This window comes from Streptomyces sp. PR69, from assembly GCF_026420845.1.
Classification (GTDB): Bacteria; Actinomycetota; Actinomycetes; order Streptomycetales; family Streptomycetaceae; genus Streptomyces.
In genome coordinates, this window is the sequence record NZ_JAOWCB010000007.1 from 235,900 (window position 1) to 250,763 (window position 14,864).

The 14,864-nt window shown below is 70.7% G+C and carries 17 protein-coding genes and 1 pseudogene; 6 read left to right on the forward strand and 12 right to left on the reverse strand.

Annotation, left to right across the window (positions count from 1 at the left end; all coding sequences use genetic code 11):
• Positions 1 to 11: 11 nt before the first annotated feature.
• From OF819_RS09890 to OF819_RS09935, 10 genes are all read right to left on the reverse strand, one after another.
• Entirely contained in the window at positions 12 to 338 is a 327-nt protein-coding gene (locus tag OF819_RS09890) for a hypothetical protein (RefSeq protein WP_267243024.1), read from the reverse strand.
• Between the two features lie 136 nt (positions 339 to 474).
• Positions 475 to 1,320 (reverse strand): TetR/AcrR family transcriptional regulator, encoded by an 846-nt coding sequence (locus OF819_RS09895; protein ID WP_267243025.1) that lies wholly within the window; start codon positions 1,318 to 1,320, stop codon positions 475 to 477.
• The gene (locus tag OF819_RS09900) at positions 1,293 to 1,733 is read right to left on the reverse strand and encodes a thiol-disulfide oxidoreductase DCC family protein (RefSeq protein ID WP_267243026.1); all 441 of its coding nucleotides are present in this window, start codon (positions 1,731 to 1,733) and stop codon (positions 1,293 to 1,295) included. Before OF819_RS09900 ends, OF819_RS09895 begins: the two co-directional genes overlap by 28 nt.
• Positions 1,734 to 1,739: 6 nt before the next feature.
• A complete protein-coding gene (locus OF819_RS09905) occupies positions 1,740 to 2,147 on the reverse strand; it encodes a hypothetical protein (protein WP_267243027.1) in 408 nt (135 codons plus the stop codon).
• A 185-nt stretch (positions 2,148 to 2,332) separates the two neighbouring features.
• The gene (locus OF819_RS09910; protein WP_267243028.1) at positions 2,333 to 2,872 is read right to left on the reverse strand and encodes a hypothetical protein; all 540 of its coding nucleotides are present in this window, start codon (positions 2,870 to 2,872) and stop codon (positions 2,333 to 2,335) included.
• Between the two features lie 97 nt (positions 2,873 to 2,969).
• Positions 2,970 to 3,728 carry a succinate dehydrogenase iron-sulfur subunit gene (locus tag OF819_RS09915; RefSeq protein ID WP_267243029.1) on the reverse strand — a complete coding sequence of 253 codons (759 nt, stop codon included), beginning with the start codon at positions 3,726 to 3,728 and terminating at the stop codon, positions 2,970 to 2,972.
• A complete protein-coding gene (gene sdhA / locus OF819_RS09920; RefSeq protein ID WP_267243030.1) occupies positions 3,728 to 5,482 on the reverse strand; it encodes a succinate dehydrogenase flavoprotein subunit in 1,755 nt (584 codons plus the stop codon). Before sdhA ends, OF819_RS09915 begins: the two co-directional genes overlap by 1 nt.
• A gap of 25 nt (positions 5,483 to 5,507) precedes the next feature.
• Complete coding sequence (locus OF819_RS09925) at positions 5,508 to 5,993, reverse strand: succinate dehydrogenase hydrophobic membrane anchor subunit (RefSeq protein ID WP_267243031.1); 486 nt, start codon at positions 5,991 to 5,993, stop codon at positions 5,508 to 5,510.
• A gap of 8 nt (positions 5,994 to 6,001) precedes the next feature.
• Entirely contained in the window at positions 6,002 to 6,382 is a 381-nt protein-coding gene (gene sdhC, locus OF819_RS09930; RefSeq protein ID WP_267243032.1) for a succinate dehydrogenase, cytochrome b556 subunit, read from the reverse strand.
• 166 nt (positions 6,383 to 6,548) lie between these two features.
• Entirely contained in the window at positions 6,549 to 7,127 is a 579-nt protein-coding gene (locus OF819_RS09935; protein ID WP_416370499.1) for a 2-oxo-4-hydroxy-4-carboxy-5-ureidoimidazoline decarboxylase, read from the reverse strand.
• 269 nt (positions 7,128 to 7,396) lie between these two features.
• Between OF819_RS09935 and OF819_RS09940 the strand changes: the two genes are divergently transcribed.
• The 3 genes and pseudogenes from OF819_RS09940 to OF819_RS09950 all read left to right on the forward strand — a co-directional run bounded on the left by OF819_RS09940 (position 7,397) and on the right by OF819_RS09950 (position 10,842).
• Positions 7,397 to 9,139, forward strand: a complete 1,743-nt coding sequence (locus tag OF819_RS09940) for a family 20 glycosylhydrolase (RefSeq protein ID WP_416370496.1) — start codon at positions 7,397 to 7,399, stop codon at positions 9,137 to 9,139.
• Positions 9,140 to 9,483: 344 nt separating this feature from the next.
• Positions 9,484 to 10,062: pseudogene (locus OF819_RS09945) on the forward strand (DUF4328 domain-containing protein).
• Positions 10,063 to 10,254: 192 nt separating this feature from the next.
• On the forward strand, positions 10,255 to 10,842 hold the full coding sequence (locus tag OF819_RS09950; RefSeq protein ID WP_267243033.1) for a hypothetical protein: 588 nt from the start codon (positions 10,255 to 10,257) through the stop codon (positions 10,840 to 10,842).
• 33 nt (positions 10,843 to 10,875) lie between these two features.
• Here OF819_RS09950 and OF819_RS09955 read toward each other — a convergent pair whose 3' ends face one another.
• Positions 10,876 to 11,406 (reverse strand): hypothetical protein, encoded by a 531-nt coding sequence (locus OF819_RS09955; protein ID WP_267243034.1) that lies wholly within the window; start codon positions 11,404 to 11,406, stop codon positions 10,876 to 10,878.
• Between the two features lie 290 nt (positions 11,407 to 11,696).
• Here OF819_RS09955 and OF819_RS09960 point away from each other — a divergent pair, with 290 nt between their 5' ends.
• On the forward strand, positions 11,697 to 12,386 hold the full coding sequence (locus OF819_RS09960) for an RNA polymerase sigma factor (RefSeq protein WP_267243035.1): 690 nt from the start codon (positions 11,697 to 11,699) through the stop codon (positions 12,384 to 12,386).
• Positions 12,386 to 13,582, forward strand: coding sequence for a hypothetical protein (locus tag OF819_RS09965; protein ID WP_267243036.1), 1,197 nt, complete (start codon positions 12,386 to 12,388; stop codon positions 13,580 to 13,582). The genes OF819_RS09960 and OF819_RS09965 overlap by 1 nt, the downstream gene beginning before the upstream one ends.
• A 187-nt stretch (positions 13,583 to 13,769) precedes the next feature.
• Here OF819_RS09965 and OF819_RS29240 read toward each other — a convergent pair whose 3' ends face one another.
• Positions 13,770 to 14,366: a L,D-transpeptidase family protein gene (locus tag OF819_RS29240; protein WP_416370497.1), complete on the reverse strand. Its 597-nt coding sequence runs from the start codon at positions 14,364 to 14,366 to the stop codon at positions 13,770 to 13,772.
• Between the two features lie 10 nt (positions 14,367 to 14,376).
• Between OF819_RS29240 and OF819_RS29245 the strand changes: the two genes are divergently transcribed.
• On the forward strand, positions 14,377 to 14,760 hold the full coding sequence (locus OF819_RS29245; protein WP_416370498.1) for a hypothetical protein: 384 nt from the start codon (positions 14,377 to 14,379) through the stop codon (positions 14,758 to 14,760).
• The last annotated feature ends 104 nt before the right edge of the window (positions 14,761 to 14,864 follow it).

The following is a 14,864-nucleotide window of genomic DNA, read 5'->3' on the forward strand; positions in this document are numbered from 1 at the left end:
GCCGGTCCCCCTCAGCCGCCGCCGTTGCGGGAGCAGCCGAAACCGCCGCGGTCGACGGCGGACTTGCTGAAGCTGCCGCCTTCGACCTTGCCGTCCCGGACCGATCCGCCGTAGTAGTACGAGCCGCCCCCGGAACCGCTCGATCCGCTGCCGCTCCCACTGCTCCCGCTGCCACTGCTCCTGCTGCTCTCGCACCGGTAGTCGGGCAGCTTCTCCCGCGTCAGCGGATCGACGCACCGCTTGTCCGGCTCGGAGCCGCAGGAGGTGATCGTCGCCGCGAGCCCCCCCATCCCGCCGAGCACCACCGTGCTCGACCTCAGCCGCCGTCGCGCACCCATCGGCGTCCGCCCCCCGTTCTTTCTGCTGTACACAAGCCGCGTACGCATCGCACGCTCAACTTTTCGGAATGCCATACAGGTTAGGACCCTGTGCCGGGCCGAGAACCTGGCACCCACCGCTCGGGCAGCGACGGCTCTAGGAGCCGTCGCTCCTAGAGGGCGGGCTGTCCGGGGAAGCCGGCGGCGTCGACGGGGACCGCCGGGGTTTGCCGGACGCGGCCATCCCCGCCGCCGTCGGCATAAAGTCCTGGAGGAGGTCGTGCGTCTCCTTGACCAGGGGGCGCAGGACCCTGAACCGGGAGAGGGAGATGGCGCGCGCGGTGACGGGGGCCAGCCGCTCGACCAGCCGGCGGCTGTTGGCGCACCCCTCGGAGCGGTCGTACACCCAGAACAGCACCAGCCCCATCTGCTGGAGCCACAGCAGCTGGGGCAGCGCCTCGGACAGTTCGGCGGCGACCTTCACATCGGCCCCGGCCAGTACCCGGCGGTGCACATCGATCGCCGCCTGCCGCGGCCCTTCCGACTCCGGGGAGAAGGGGCTCAGCGGACTGTCCGGGTCGGCCGCGTTCTTGAAGAACTGGGCGGCGAACTCGTGGTAGGGCTCGGCGATGTCGAGCCAGGCGAGCAGGACCCCGCGGATGCGGGCCGTGAGGTCCTTCTCGCGGCCGTCCAGGATGCCGGCGACGGCCGCCTGGTGTTCCTGGGCGATCCGGTCGTAGAACCCCTGGACCAGGTGTTCCTTGGACGAGAAGTAGTAGTACGCGTTGCCGACGGAGACGCCCGCCTCCTGGGCGATGGCCCGCATCGTCGTCTTGTCGTAACCGCGCTCCTGGAAGAGCCGGAGCGCGGTTTCGAGGATGAGCGTGCGGGTCTGCTCGCTCTTGGGCGCCTTCGGGGCCTGGGCGGCGGCCTTGGCGGCGGGCGGCTTGTCGTGCGTCGTCACGGCAACCGAGCCTAACCGCGCGGCGCGGGAGGCTCGCATCGCCCTGCACACGGCGGCGCCGTGATCTCGCGGTACTTGGCGGCCGCGACCACGGCCGCTCGGGCGAAGGGCGCGCCGGCCGGGGTGGCCAGCCAGTGGGCCCGGGGCCGGTACTCGGCCAGCGCCCACAGACAGACGACCCAGGCGGCGGCGCCCCGGTAGACCTGGCCGGCGTCCCCGACCACGGTGATCTCGTCGAGCGTGCCGCGGTGGTCGAGCCGCGGGAAGCGCCGTACGGCCTCCTCCGACGCGGCGGGCACGAGATCGAGCGGGACGAGCTGCCGCTGCCGCAGCAGCCAGTGCCGCAGATGGACGCAGAGCGGGCACTGTGCGTCGTACAGCACGGTGAGCCTGCGGACCGCGGTCGTGCCCACGGCGGTCGTGCCCACGGCGGTGTTGCCCACGGCGGTCATCTGGCTTCAGGCCCTCATGGCGGGCGCGGTCCAGCCCTGGGGCGGCACCGGCGGCGTCTGCTCGCGCTCCATCACCCCGCGGCGGCGGATCTTGTTCAGCACGTACACATTGCCGAGGTGCATCACGCCGAGCACGAGCAGGACGACGCCGATCTTCACCGACAGCGCCTCGAACAGCCCCCGTGCGTCGCCGACGCCGTCCGCCGACTTCAGATACAGCGCGACGAAGCCCAGGTTGACCAGATAGAAGCCGACCACCAGAAGGTGGTTGACGGCGTCGGCGAGCTTCTCGTTCCCGTGCAGCACATCCGCGAGGAATATCTTTCCGTTGCGGCTGAGCGTACGGGCCACCCAGATGGTGAGCGCCACGCTGATCAGCAGGTAGACGACGTATGCGACGACAGTGAGGTCCATTGCCCCACGCTCCTTTGAACGTGTTCAAAAGCTGTTGTCATGGACTGTAGACCTCTTTTTGAACATGTTCAAGCCGAGCTGCCCGGGGGAAGGAAGAAGGGCATGAAAAAGCGTCACCCGGCGGCTCGGAGCCGCCGGGTGACGCTTGGGAACACCGCCTGCGGGAGCGGCGTGCCTGCCCGGGTTCACATGGCGCTGAGCGAGCGCGCGTAGTTGAGCTGGCCCATCACCCAGGGAAACGTCTGCGGGCCCTGCGCGGGGATCACCGTCGAGTGGTGCTTTCCGCCGCTGGTGACCGTGATCTGGATAAAGCCGGTGGTCTGCTTCTCCTTCATCAGCAGGAACAGCAGCCCCAGGAAGCAGAAGACGAAGAAGACCACCGCCAGCACGATCGCATGCGTGGGGATCTTCTCCTCCGTGCGGGACATGTCCGTCGCGTTCCACACCGCGCCCTTGAGGGGCATCGTCCCGGCGGGAGTCACGATCGAGTCGCCCATCACCGTGATGTCCCCGAGGGCGAGCAGCGGCGCGCCCGCGCCGCCTGCGGGGGCGGGATAGCCGTCCGCCTGCGGGGGATAGCCGTAGCCGGGCGCGGCGCCGGCCGGGTAGCCATAGCCGTACGGCGTGGTGCCGGGCGGCTCGGTCGGCCCCCACTGGTAGTCGCCCTGGCCGCCGCTCTCACTGCCGCTCTGGCCGCCGCCCGCGTACGGATTCGGCTCACTCATGCTTCCCCGTCCCTCTCACCATGGCCAAAGGCCCGCTTCCGTACGGTTGAGCGTACAGAAGCGGGCCCTGGCGCAAACCCGGAAACCCTTCAGCGGGTCAGTAGCGGCGCGTGATCAGCGCGCGCTTGACCTCCTGGATCGCCTTGGTGACCTCGATGCCGCGCGGGCAGGCGTCCGTGCAGTTGAAGGTCGTGCGGCAACGCCACACGCCGTCCTTGTCGTTGAGGATCTCAAGACGCTGCTCCCCGGCCTCGTCACGCGAGTCGAAGATGAAGCGGTGCGCGTTGACGATCGCCGCCGGGCCGAAGTACTGGCCGTCGTTCCAGAACACCGGGCACGAGGAGGTGCAGGCGGCGCACAGGATGCACTTGGTGGTGTCGTCGAAGCGCTCGCGGTCCTCGGCGGACTGCAGCCGCTCGCGCGTCGGCTCGTTGCCGGACGTCACCAGGAACGGCATCACGTCGCGGTACGCCTGGAAGAACGGCTCCATGTCCACGACCAGGTCCTTGAGGACCGTCAGCCCCTTGATGGGCTCGACCGTGATGGGCTTCTCCGGGTTGATGTCCTTGATCAGCGTCTTGCAGGCGAGCCTGTTCCTGCCGTTGATCCGCATCGCGTCGGAGCCGCAGATGCCGTGCGCGCAGGAGCGCCGGAAGGTCAGCGAGCCGTCGTGGTCCCACTTGATCTTGTGGAGCGCGTCAAGCACCCGCTCCTTCGGGTCGATCTCGACCTTGAAGTCCTCCCAGACCGCGTGCTCGCCCTCCTCGGGGTTGAAGCGGCGGATCCGGAAGGTGGCCGTGATGTACGGGGAGGCGGCGCTCTCCGCCTCCACCTTGTCCAGGGTCGGGGTAGCCATCAGTACTTACGCTCCATCGGCTGGTAGCGGGTCTGGACGACCGGCTTGTAGTCGAGACGGACGGTCTCGGAGCCGTCGTCGCCGACCTCGCGGTACGCCATGGTGTGGCGCATGAAGTTGACGTCGTCGCGGTTCGGGTAGTCCTCGCGGTAATGGCCGCCGCGCGACTCCTTGCGGGCGAGGGCGGAGACGGCCATCACCTCGGCCAGGTCGAGCAGGTTGCCCAGCTCGATGGCCTCCAGCAGGTCCGTGTTGAAACGCTTGCCCTTGTCCTGGATGGCGACGTTCCTGTACCGCTCGCGCAGCTCGCCGATCTTCTCGACCGCGGTCTTGATCGTCTGCTCGGTGCGGAACACCATGACGTTGGCGTCCATGGTCTCCTGCAGCTCGCGGCGGATGTCCGCGACCCGCTCACTGCCGGTGGAGGTGCGCAGCCGCTCGACCTGCTCGGCGACGAGCGACTCCGGGTCCTCGGGCAGCTCGACGTAGTCGTTCTTCGCCGCGTACTCGGCGGCGGCGATGCCCGCGCGGCGGCCGAAGACGTTGATGTCGAGCAGCGAGTTGGTGCCCAGGCGGTTGGCGCCGTGCACCGAGACACAGGCGACCTCGCCGGCGGCGTACAGGCCCGGCACGACGGTGGTGTTGTCGGCCAGCACCTCGCCCTCGACGTTGGTCGGGATGCCGCCCATCGCGTAGTGCGCGGTCGGCTGGATCGGGATCGGGTCCGTGTACGGCTCGATGCCCAGGTAGGTGCGCGCGAACTCCGTGATGTCCGGGAGCTTGGCGTCCAGCTGCTCCGGCGGCAGATGGGTCAGGTCCAGATAGACGTGGTCGCCCTCGGGGCCGCAGCCGCGGCCCTCGCGGATCTCCGTGTAGATGGAGCGGGAGACGACGTCGCGCGAGGCGAGGTCCTTCATGACGGGCGCGTACTTCTCCATGAAGCGCTCGCCGTCCTTGTTGCGCAGGATGCCGCCCTCGCCGCGGGCGCCCTCGGTGAGCAGGATGCCCATGCGCCAGATGCCCGTCGGGTGGAACTGGAAGAACTCCATGTCCTCCAGCGGCAGGCCGCGCCGGTAGCAGGCGGCCTGGCCGTCACCGGTGAGGGTGTGGGCGTTGGACGTCACCTTGAAGAACTTGCCGGTGCCGCCGGAGGCGTAGATGACCGCCTTCGCCTGGAAGACATGGATCTCGCCGGTGGCCAGCTCGTACGCCACGACGCCGGCGGACCTCTTGACTCCGTCGACCTCGGTGATCAGCTGGTCCAGGACGTAGAACTCGTTGAAGAACTCCACGCCCTCCTTGACGCAGTTCTGGTACAGCGTCTGGAGGATCATATGGCCGGTGCGGTCCGCGGCGTAGCAGGACCGGCGGACCGGGGCCTCGCCGTGGTTGCGGCTGTGGCCGCCGAAGCGGCGCTGGTCGATGGTGCCGTTCGGGGTGCGGTTGAACGGCAGGCCCATCTTCTCCAGGTCGAGGACGGCGTCGATGGCCTCCTTCGCCAGGATCTCGGCGGCGTCCTGGTCGACCAGGTAGTCACCGCCCTTGACCGTGTCGAAGGTGTGCCACTCCCAGTTGTCCTCCTCCACATTGGCCAGCGCGGCGGCCATGCCGCCCTGCGCGGCGCCCGTGTGGGAGCGGGTGGGGTAGAGCTTGGTCAGCACGGCGGTGCGGCTGCGCTTCGTCGCCTCGATCGCGGCGCGCATCCCGGCGCCGCCCGCGCCGACGATGACGGTGTCGTACTTGTGGATCTTCATGACGTGGATTACCTCAGCCCCGTGCCTAGCGGATGTTCGGGTCGAAGGTGAAGATCACCAGCGTGCCCAGAAGGATGGTGAACACCGTGGCGGTGTACAGCAGGCCCTTGAGCCACAGGCGGGTGTTCGGCCGCTCCGCGTAGTCGTTGATGACCGTGCGGAGGCCGTTCGCGCCGTGCAGCATCGCCAGCCACAGCATCAGCAGGTCCCAGACCTGCCAGAACGGGGACGCCCAGCGGCCGGCCACAAAGGCGAAGCCGATCTTGCTCACGCCGCCGTCCAGCACCAGCTGGATCACCAGATGGCCGATGACCAGGACCACCAGCACGATGCCGGACAGCCGCATAAACAGCCAGGCGGCCATCTCGAAGTTGCCGCGCGTGGAGCGCGGGGTCTTGGCGGTGCGCTTGCGCGGCGCCTCGATGACGGGCGCGGGGTTGTCCACGTCGTAGAGGGACACGCCCTCCACGGAACCCACGGCGGAAGAAGCGGTAGAGGTGTCAGCAGACATATGCGGCCTCAGCTCCCGAATACTTCACGTGCGGCGTGCCCGAGGACCGGGTACAGGGCGCCCGCCATCAGGACGAGCCAGATGCCCATCACGGTCCACAGCATCTGCTTCTGGTAGCGCGGGCCCTTGGACCAGAAGTCCACGGCGATCACTCGCAGGCCGTTCAGCGCGTGGAAGAGAATCGCGGCCACCAGGCCGTATTCGAGCAGTGCGACGATCGGCGTCTTGTACGTGGCGACAACCCGGTCGTAGGCCTCGGGGGAGACACGGACGAGAGCGGTGTCGAGCACATGGACGAACAGGAAGAAGAAAATGAGGACGCCGGTGACTCGGTGAGCCACCCAGGACCACATTCCTTCCCGGCCGCGGTACAGCGTTCCAGCCGGCACGGATGAACCCTCCGGGAGCGGGATTGGGGCCTGCCGGCTTGGGATGTCGGTCGGGCCCGGCCGGGTACGGTCCACCGGCCCTGGCCATCGTAGCGACGAGTTGTCGGTTCGCTCGCGCGGGGTCCGCAGGTGTGATCAAACCGGCAATCAAACAGCCACGGACGGGCTATCGGCGGACGGGCTGCCGGGCGGGCGCGCCGTCGGCGGTCGCCTCGCCCGGGGAGGCGCTGTCGGCGGACGGGCTGTCGGCGGGTGCGGTCAGCTCCGGGTGGGTCAGCTCATACGCCAGCCGGGAGCGGGCGGTCCCGCGCAGTTCCTCGGCCGCCTCGGCGCGCTCCTCGTCCGGGTCGTTGGCCAGCCGCCGGCGGATGCCCGTGAGCACCAGGTTCAGGTAATCCTCGGGGGCATGGCCTTCCAGGCAGATCACAAAGGCGTGGCCGAATCTACTCTCGTACGCGGCATGGGCGGCGGCCAGCGCGGTGTGGGCGGCGGGCGGCGCGTCCGGGTGCAGCCCGGCGGAGGACTCGCAGGCCAGGGCCTCGGCCACATCGGCGGGGGACAGGTCATAGCTCGCCTCGTCGGCCGCGGCGAGCAGGGCGTCCAGATCGGGGTAGGGCCGGTGCGCCGCCACGCGCTGCGCCCAGCGCAGACTGCCGCAGCAGTAGAGGAGCAGCTCCTCGGCCTCCTCGGCGGAGGCGGCGTTGAAAAGCCGCAGGCCGGCTTTGGCGCAGCGTTGGCCCGGTATGGTCGGCGATCGCTTCGGGGGGCCTTCGTGGGCTTCGCTGGACAGCGGGGGCTCCTCGAAGAAAAAGGAGGGGCGGCGGGTCGACAGAGAAGAGGGAGGCAGCGGGGGAGCGGTTCGCAACGTTATCCAGGCGTAACGCAAGCTGTCCGACGGATGCGCGATTTTCACCCGGATGGGAGAGTTCCGAGTTATGTCGTGGACGATGGAGAGGGGTGCTTCATCGGCTTTAGGGGGTTTGGCGGATTTGGGCAGAGTATGGAGGTGTTCGAGTGATACGGCACTCGTGGCGGTCGAGGGATGCGCACGGTACGCAAGCTGAGCGGCCGCCGGGCTCCCGGAGCGCACGGCACGCACGGCGCGCACGGCGCGGGGCCCGTGCGGCGGGCGCGGCCGCCGCGGCGGTCACCGCGGGCGCGCTGGTGCTGACCGGCTGTTCCGGGCAGGGCGCGAACGGCGACGGAGCGGAAGACGGAACCGGCGGCCAGGCCGACGCCAAGGCCCGCCCATCGGCCCCTTCGACTCCTGACGCCCCTTCCGCCTCCCCGTCCCCTCCAGCCCCGTCGCCCACCTACGCCCTCTCCGCCGCCCCCGATGTCATTCCGGCGGTGCGCGAGCACGAGCCCGCCCGCGGGCCCGGCTGGAGCCGGACCGCGGACAGCGCCGTGGTCGTCGCCCCGGGCAGCGAGGCGGCGCTCGCCGACGAGGCGCGGCTGATAGCCGGCGAACTGAAGATCGCGTACCGGGGCGCCGCGCCCGCCGGGCCCGGCGATGTGCAGCTGGCGCTCGCCTCCGGCGCGGAGCAGGGAGCGGGCCCGGAGTCGTACACCCTGGCCACCCGTGAGGGGAAGGTCACCGTCACCGGCCAGGACGAGGCCGGTGTCTTCTATGGCACCCGCACGCTGAAGCAGGCCGTGCGCAGCGGCGGCATCATGCCGGAGGGCACCATACGGGACCGCCCCGACCGGCCGCAGCGCGGACTGATGGTCGACATCGCGCGCAAGCACTTCACCGCGGACTGGATCGAGGACCGGCTGCGCGAGATGGCCGATCTCAAGCTCAACCAGCTCGGCCTGCACTTCTCCGACGACCAGGGCTTCCGCATCGCCTCAGACTCCCACCCCGAGGTCGTCTCCGCGCAGCATCTGACCAAGGACGAGGTCCGCCGCATCCTGGCACTGGCCGAATCCCTGCACATCACCGTCATCCCGGAGATCGACTCCCCCGGCCATCTGGGCGCGGTGCTCAAGGCACACCCCTCGCTCCAGCTGCGCAGCGCGGCCGGCACCCCGCGGCAGGGGGCGATCGACATCTCCAAGCCGGAGTCGGCGCGGATCGTGGACGATCTGCTGCGCGAGTACGCGGAGCTGTTCCCGGGCGGGTACTTCCACATCGGCGCGGACGAGTACCAGGCGCTGACCGTCAGCAGCCCCGAGGCCTCCTACCCGCAGCTCGCGCAGGCCGCCCAGCAGCGGTACGGCTCCGGCGCGAAGGTCAAGGACCTGGCGACGGGCTGGCTGAACGACCGCGCCGCCGTCGTCCGCGAGGCCGGCAAGCAGCCCAAGGCGTGGAACGACGGCTTCTTCCGCGACGGCGCGGTCACCGGCGACAAGACCATCGAGGTCGAGTACTGGACGGGCAAGGAGTACGGCGCGCGCCAGCCGGCGGAGTATCTGCGCGAGGGCCGCAAGGTGGTCAACGTCAACGACGAGTACCTCTACTACGTGCTCGGCGAGCCCAACGACTTCACCTACCCGACCGGCAAGCGGATCTACGAGGAGTGGAACCCGCTGGTGCTGCGCGGCTCGGACGCGGTGCCGAAGGAGTACGCGGACCAGATCCTCGGCGGCCGGTTCGCGATCTGGTGCGATCTGGCCGGCTCCCAGACTCAGGACCAGATCGCCCGCGCCATCGCACTGCCCCTGGCGGCCACGGCCCAGAAGATCTGGGATCCGCGCACCCCGGAGCGGGACTGGAACGACTTCCGCGCACTCGCGGAGAAGGTGGCGGAGTAGCGGGCTGAGCTGCGGATTCGTTATCAGAAGTGGATGGACGATCACTGTCGTGTCCACGTAGAGTCCGCGGGCCTTCACCGAATCTGCACCTGGGGGGTCTGTCCGGCATGCTCTGCCCCGAATGCCAGTCGAATACGGCCAGTACGGCTGATGCGGCGAACGCGACGGCGAAGGAGGGCGGGCGCTGCGACGCATGCGCGCCCGCCGCTCCCGTGCCGCCGCCGCAGCCGCCCGCGCCGATGTGGGCGGGGCTGCGCTCGCCGATCGGGCTGTCGCGTGCCGTGGTGGCGCTGCTGTCGGCAGTCATCGCCGCGGACGTCTGCGCTCTGGCGGCCTCCGTCAATATGTGGCGGCTCGCCGGGATCATGACGGACGGGGACGCCGCCGTCTTCAGCGAGCAGGACGCCGAGCTGGCGGATCTGATGATGGCGGTCACCTCCGTCTTCCAGGGGCTGGCCTACCTGGCGACCGTGGTGCTGTTCATCATCTGGTTCTTCCGCGTGCGCAAGAACGCGGGCGTCTTCGCGCCCGGCCTGATGACCCGGGGCCCGGGCTGGGCGATCGGGGCGTAGTTCATCCCCATCGCCAATCTCTGGCTGCCACGCGGAGTCGCCGTCGAGACGTGGAGGGCGAGCCGGCCCGACGCCCTTGCCTCTGATCGCTCTCAGCCGCATACGTCGCTGAACCTCTGGTGGACGGCATGGGTCGTCAACCTCGTCTTCGACCGGTACGCAAGCCGTATGTACGACCGGGCCGAGACGGCTGAGGAGATCCGGCACGCGGCGGGACTGACCGCGGTGAGCTGTCTGCTCGACATCGTCGCCGCCGTGCTCGCCATCCTCTTCGTCCGCAGGCTCACCGCCATGCAGCACTCCAAGGCGCTCTGCGGCCCCCAGGTGGCGAATAATCCGGCCACGGTGTGAGCCCGCCGGGGGAGTGCGGGCTCACACCGGCTCAGGGCCGTGCGCCTCAACTGGGCGCTGAGCAGGCCGAGTTTGCGTGATAAGAATGTAACAGATGTGTGGCGAAAAGGTGTGCGTGTGACGCAATCAAGCCACGGGACGCTGTAAGGCCCAGGAAGAGGAACTACCGCGTCCGCGATGGAAGGCGTCCCCATGGCCCCGAAGAGCCTGACGGAACTGATCGCACAGGCGGATGAGCGAGGGTTGGCGGCGAGCGGGCTCGCCTGCCTCGACCGCTGTCTGCCGCTGCTCGTGCCCGACGAGGAGGGCGGTGAGCCGCTGCGTCCGCTGTGGGCGGGGGTCGCGGAGGGCGAGGAGGCGTGGGGCGCACGCCTCGCCGAGGTCCGTACGGCGCTCGACGGCGTCGACGCCCAGGACGACGAGGCCGTGGGCGTACGGCGGATGCTGGGCGCCGCGCCCGCCGTCTGGACGGGCGAGCAGCTGCGGGAGTGGGCCGACGGCTGTTCGGCCGCCGCGCTCCGGATCCACCGCGGACTCGACGGCGTCGACCCGGCCGCGGACTCCGACTGGCTCGCCGGCTGCCGCGCCTCGGCGGAAGACGCCGAGGCGGACGGCCTCGGTCCTCTCGTCAAGGGTGAACTGCGCCGCCAGCAGCAGATCCTGGAGACCCTGGACCGCACCCCGGGCACGGGCGCCCTGCGCCGGGTGCTGGACCTGTCCGCGGAGGGCCGCCGCGTCCTCGCCGCCGCGGCGTCCCGCAGGGCCCGCGTCCGGAACTGACGGGCCGAATGCCCGCCCGCGGGGTGAGCGCGCTCAGTGCCCCGAGATCTCCTTCCGTGAGGTGACCTCCTGGTCCGTCAGAATGCGGAGCTCCCGGTGCTGTTCGGTGAGCAGTTTGAGGAAACCGGGTTCGGCCTGCATGACGTACCCCCGGAGCGTCTCCCCGCCGCGCAGCTCGACGCGCTCCAGGGGCACCCAGGGGGTCGTGACGGTCGCCGCCGCGATCAGCCATCCGGCCGCGATCAGCAATCCGAGACGGCGGCCGGTCCCCAGCGCCAGCCGCTGCAGCCGCCCGCCCGCCTTGGTCCCGTAGCCGATGGCGAACAGCAGCACCCCGACGGCGACGGCGATCAGCGGCAGCCACCACGCGTGGAAGGTCCAGACGTGCGCGCTGACCGCGACCAGGGCGCTGAGCAGGAGGAGGGCCCCGCTCAGCGGATCGGGCCGCCTGGACCGGCCCTCCGCCGCGGCGTCGGCCCATCGGCCGCCGGCGCATCGTCCGCCGCGGACGCTGACGCGTGTGCCGTGCGGTGGAACCGGGGGACGCGCAGGGCTCGGCACCATGGGCGCGTATCCTGCCAGCGCCCGAGAGGGAGCCGAAGGACGACCGGGGCCGCCACCCCCCACAGGAGAGGCCCCGGCCGTCTTTCGGCGGGGCCGCAGTGCCGCCCCGCATCTCTCTCAGCGCCGGGAGTGCGTTTTCTGTCACACCCGGCGTCAGGCCGGCGGGTTGTTGCGATTTGTACGAGGCATGGACGTGAGGGCCGGACAGGACGTAGCGTGCTGAACCGCGCAGGACGGCGCGGCAGCACGGCAGTGGTGACCAGCTGCAGGTTTCAGGACAGGTTGAGGTAGTGCTGGGGGACGACGCGGAGCTGACCGTCGCTGTGCTCGCGGCACAGGACGGTGACGAGACCGCCTTCCGTACGGTGTACCGGGCCGTGCATCCGCGGCTGCTCGGGTATGTCCGGACGCTGGTCGGCGAGGCCGACGCGGAGGACGTGGCCTCTGAGGCATGGCTGCAGATCGCCCGCGACCTCGACCGCTTCAGCGGCGACGCCGACCGCTTCCGCGGCTGGGCGGCCCGCATCGCCCGCAACCGCGCCCTCGACCACATCCGGATGCGCGGGCGGCGGCCCGCCGTCGGCGGCGATGAGACCGAGCTGACCGGCAGGCCCGCCGAGTCGGACACCGCGGACGAGGCCATGGAGGCGCTCGCCACCGACAGCACCCTGGCCCTGATCGCCCAGCTGCCGCAGGACCAGGCGGAGGCCGTCGTCCTCCGCGTCGTGGTCGGCCTCGATGCGAAGAGCGCCGCCCAGACGCTGGGCAAGCGGCCCGGGGCCGTGCGCACCGCGGCGCACCGCGGCCTCAAACGGCTCGCCGAGCTGATCGGCGCCGACCAGGTAAGTACGGGCGCGGGCTCCGCCCACCACCACGGCGCGGATCTCGACGCCGTACCGCCGCAGCGTGGGCCCCGACCGGGCGCGACGGCACCCGCGGGTGTGACGCAATCACGCCTGCGGACGCAGAAGGACATGTGATGGCCGACGAGCGGTACGAGTGGCTTGACAAGAGCGCGGCAGAGAGGCTGCTGCGCGGCGAATCGGTCGAGGCCCCCGATGAACACGCCCGTGACCAGGCTGCCCGTCTGACAACGTTGCTGCATGGCATGGCCCGCTGTGACCTGCCCGAAGACGAGGGCGAACTGCCGGGTGAAGCGGCCGCGCTGGCGGCCTTCCGCAAGGCGCGGGCCGAGGCCGCGGACCCCTCCGCGCACCTCGCGCCAACCTCGGCCGCGCCGGGCGCTTCCGGCGTCCCGGGCCGCTTCGGCAGGGGCGGCCGCGGCCCCGTGCGGATCGGGCGAGGGGCACGGGCGGGCCAGCCGTCCCGGCCGCCGTTCTCCGGGCCGGACCGGCCCCGGCACGGCTCCGTCTTCGGCCGCCCGGTGCGCCTCGCCGTGGCCGCGGCCGTCGCCGGCTGCGCGCTGGGCGGGGTGGCCGTGGCGACCGGTGCGGGCGTGCTGCCCACCCCCTTCCACGGCGGCGATCCCCGGCCCCCGGCCGCTTCCTCGCCGGCCGTCTCCAGCCCGCAGCCGCTGGGCACCGAGTCGCCGTCGTCCGCGGGCGGCACAGACGGGCCGTCCCCGAACCCCCTGGTGCCCACCGCTCCGCCCGGGCTGCCGACGTCGACCGGCGGCACGGGCCGCAGCCCGGACGCCGAGGACGACGGCACGGGCGGCGGCGCCGGCGGAGAGCCGGACTCCGGCACGACCGCCGTGCCCGACGCGTCGGAAGGGCGGAAGGACGGCGAGGGCTTCGACGAGTGGCGTCGGAAGTCGCTCGCGGCCTGCAAGGACTACCGCCGGGACGCTCTTGCCCCGGACGCCCGGCGACGGCTGGAGTCCGAGGCCAAGGGCCCTGAGCAGGTGAAGCGGTTCTGTGACCGGCTGCTGAACGGCCACGCTGACGGTGAAGGCGACGGCGGCGGCGACGGCGACGGCGAAAAGAGCGGTGCCGGCGACCGGGACCGCGAAGGCAACGGCAACGGCCGCCCGGGCGGCGGCGCAGGCGACGGCGACAACAGCCGGAAGGACGACGGCCGCGGCGCGAGCCGCTCCTCGTACTCCTGGGGCGCGGCCCCGGCGGACGGGGACACCGCCCCCGTCCAGCGGTCGGCCGAGCTGCGGCAGACCACCTGTGCACCCCTTCTGACCTGCACTTTCAAAAAAGTTGGCTGAAGGTGTGACGTTTTTCGGCACCACGGCGCAGTAATGAGTGAGCCGACTGGTCATCGGCGGCGCATGAGCCGGGGTTCCCCCCGTACCTACGGCTCAGCGCATTTGGCGCGGGCGGGACACGTTCCCCCGGTCCCGCCCGCGCCCCTTTCCAGCCGTCGCAGCTGTCGCCGCGCTCGGCCGCTCACCATCACCAGTAGATGACGACCTTGTCGCCGTTGCGCACCTGGTCGAAGAGCGCGGCGATCTTTTTCTTGTCCCGGACATTGACACAGCCGTGGGACGCGCCGTTGTAGCCGCGGGCCGCGAAATCCGCCGAGTAGTGCACGGCCTGGCCGCCGCTGAAGAACATCGCGTACGGCATCGGGGTGTCATAGAGCGTCGACACATGGTCGCGGGACTTCCAGTACACATCGAATGTGCCCTCGCGGGTGGGGGTGTACTGGGAGCCGAAGCGGACGTCCATCGTCGACAGCACCCGGCCGTCGATCATCCAGGAGAGTGTGCGGGTGGTCTTGCTGATGCACAGCACCCGCCCCTTCATACAGCGCGGGTCCGGCTTCGCGGCCGGCTTCCGCACCGCCTTGCCGAGCAGTTCCTCGCGCGTGGGCTTGGTCGTCATCCCCAGCAGCCGCTGCCAGGTCACGGCGTCAGTCGCGCCGGTCGCCGGAAGGCCGCGCTTGGTCTGGAAGCCCTGGACGGCCTTGGCCGTCACCGGCCCGTAGACGCCGGTCGGCGCGGCGTCGAACCAGCCGATCTGCGCCAGCCGCGCCTGGAGCTCCCGCACCCGGTCCCCCTTGGCGCCCCGCTGCATCAGGATCTCGGGCGAGGGCGAGGGCGAGGCGCTCTCGCTCGACTCCGCCGAAGCCGACGGCGAAGGCGACTTAGACGGCTTCTCTGACGGCTTCTCCGACGGTGACGGCTTCTCCGACGGCGAGGCGGACAGCGACGGCGACTGCGACGGCGACGGCGAGGCGGAAGCCGTCCCCTGCCCCACCGCGACCGGGCTCGCGGACAGCTCGCCGGGCGAGGCGTCCCCCGGCTTTCCGGCCCCCGCCCCGCGGTCCACCGCCTGGGCCGTGCAGCCCGCGGTCACCGCGAGCACCACGGCCGCCGCGGCCGCTCCCCGGATGGATCTTGTACGTATCGCGGACGATGAACGAAGCATGTGGCCCCCCTGAATCTCCTGTGCTTCAAGAGACAGTTTCCCGGCCTGCTCGGTTGCGCAATCCCGCGCATGATGAGGACAGGGCGCACTCGGACGTCAGACCGCGAGCGGGAGGCG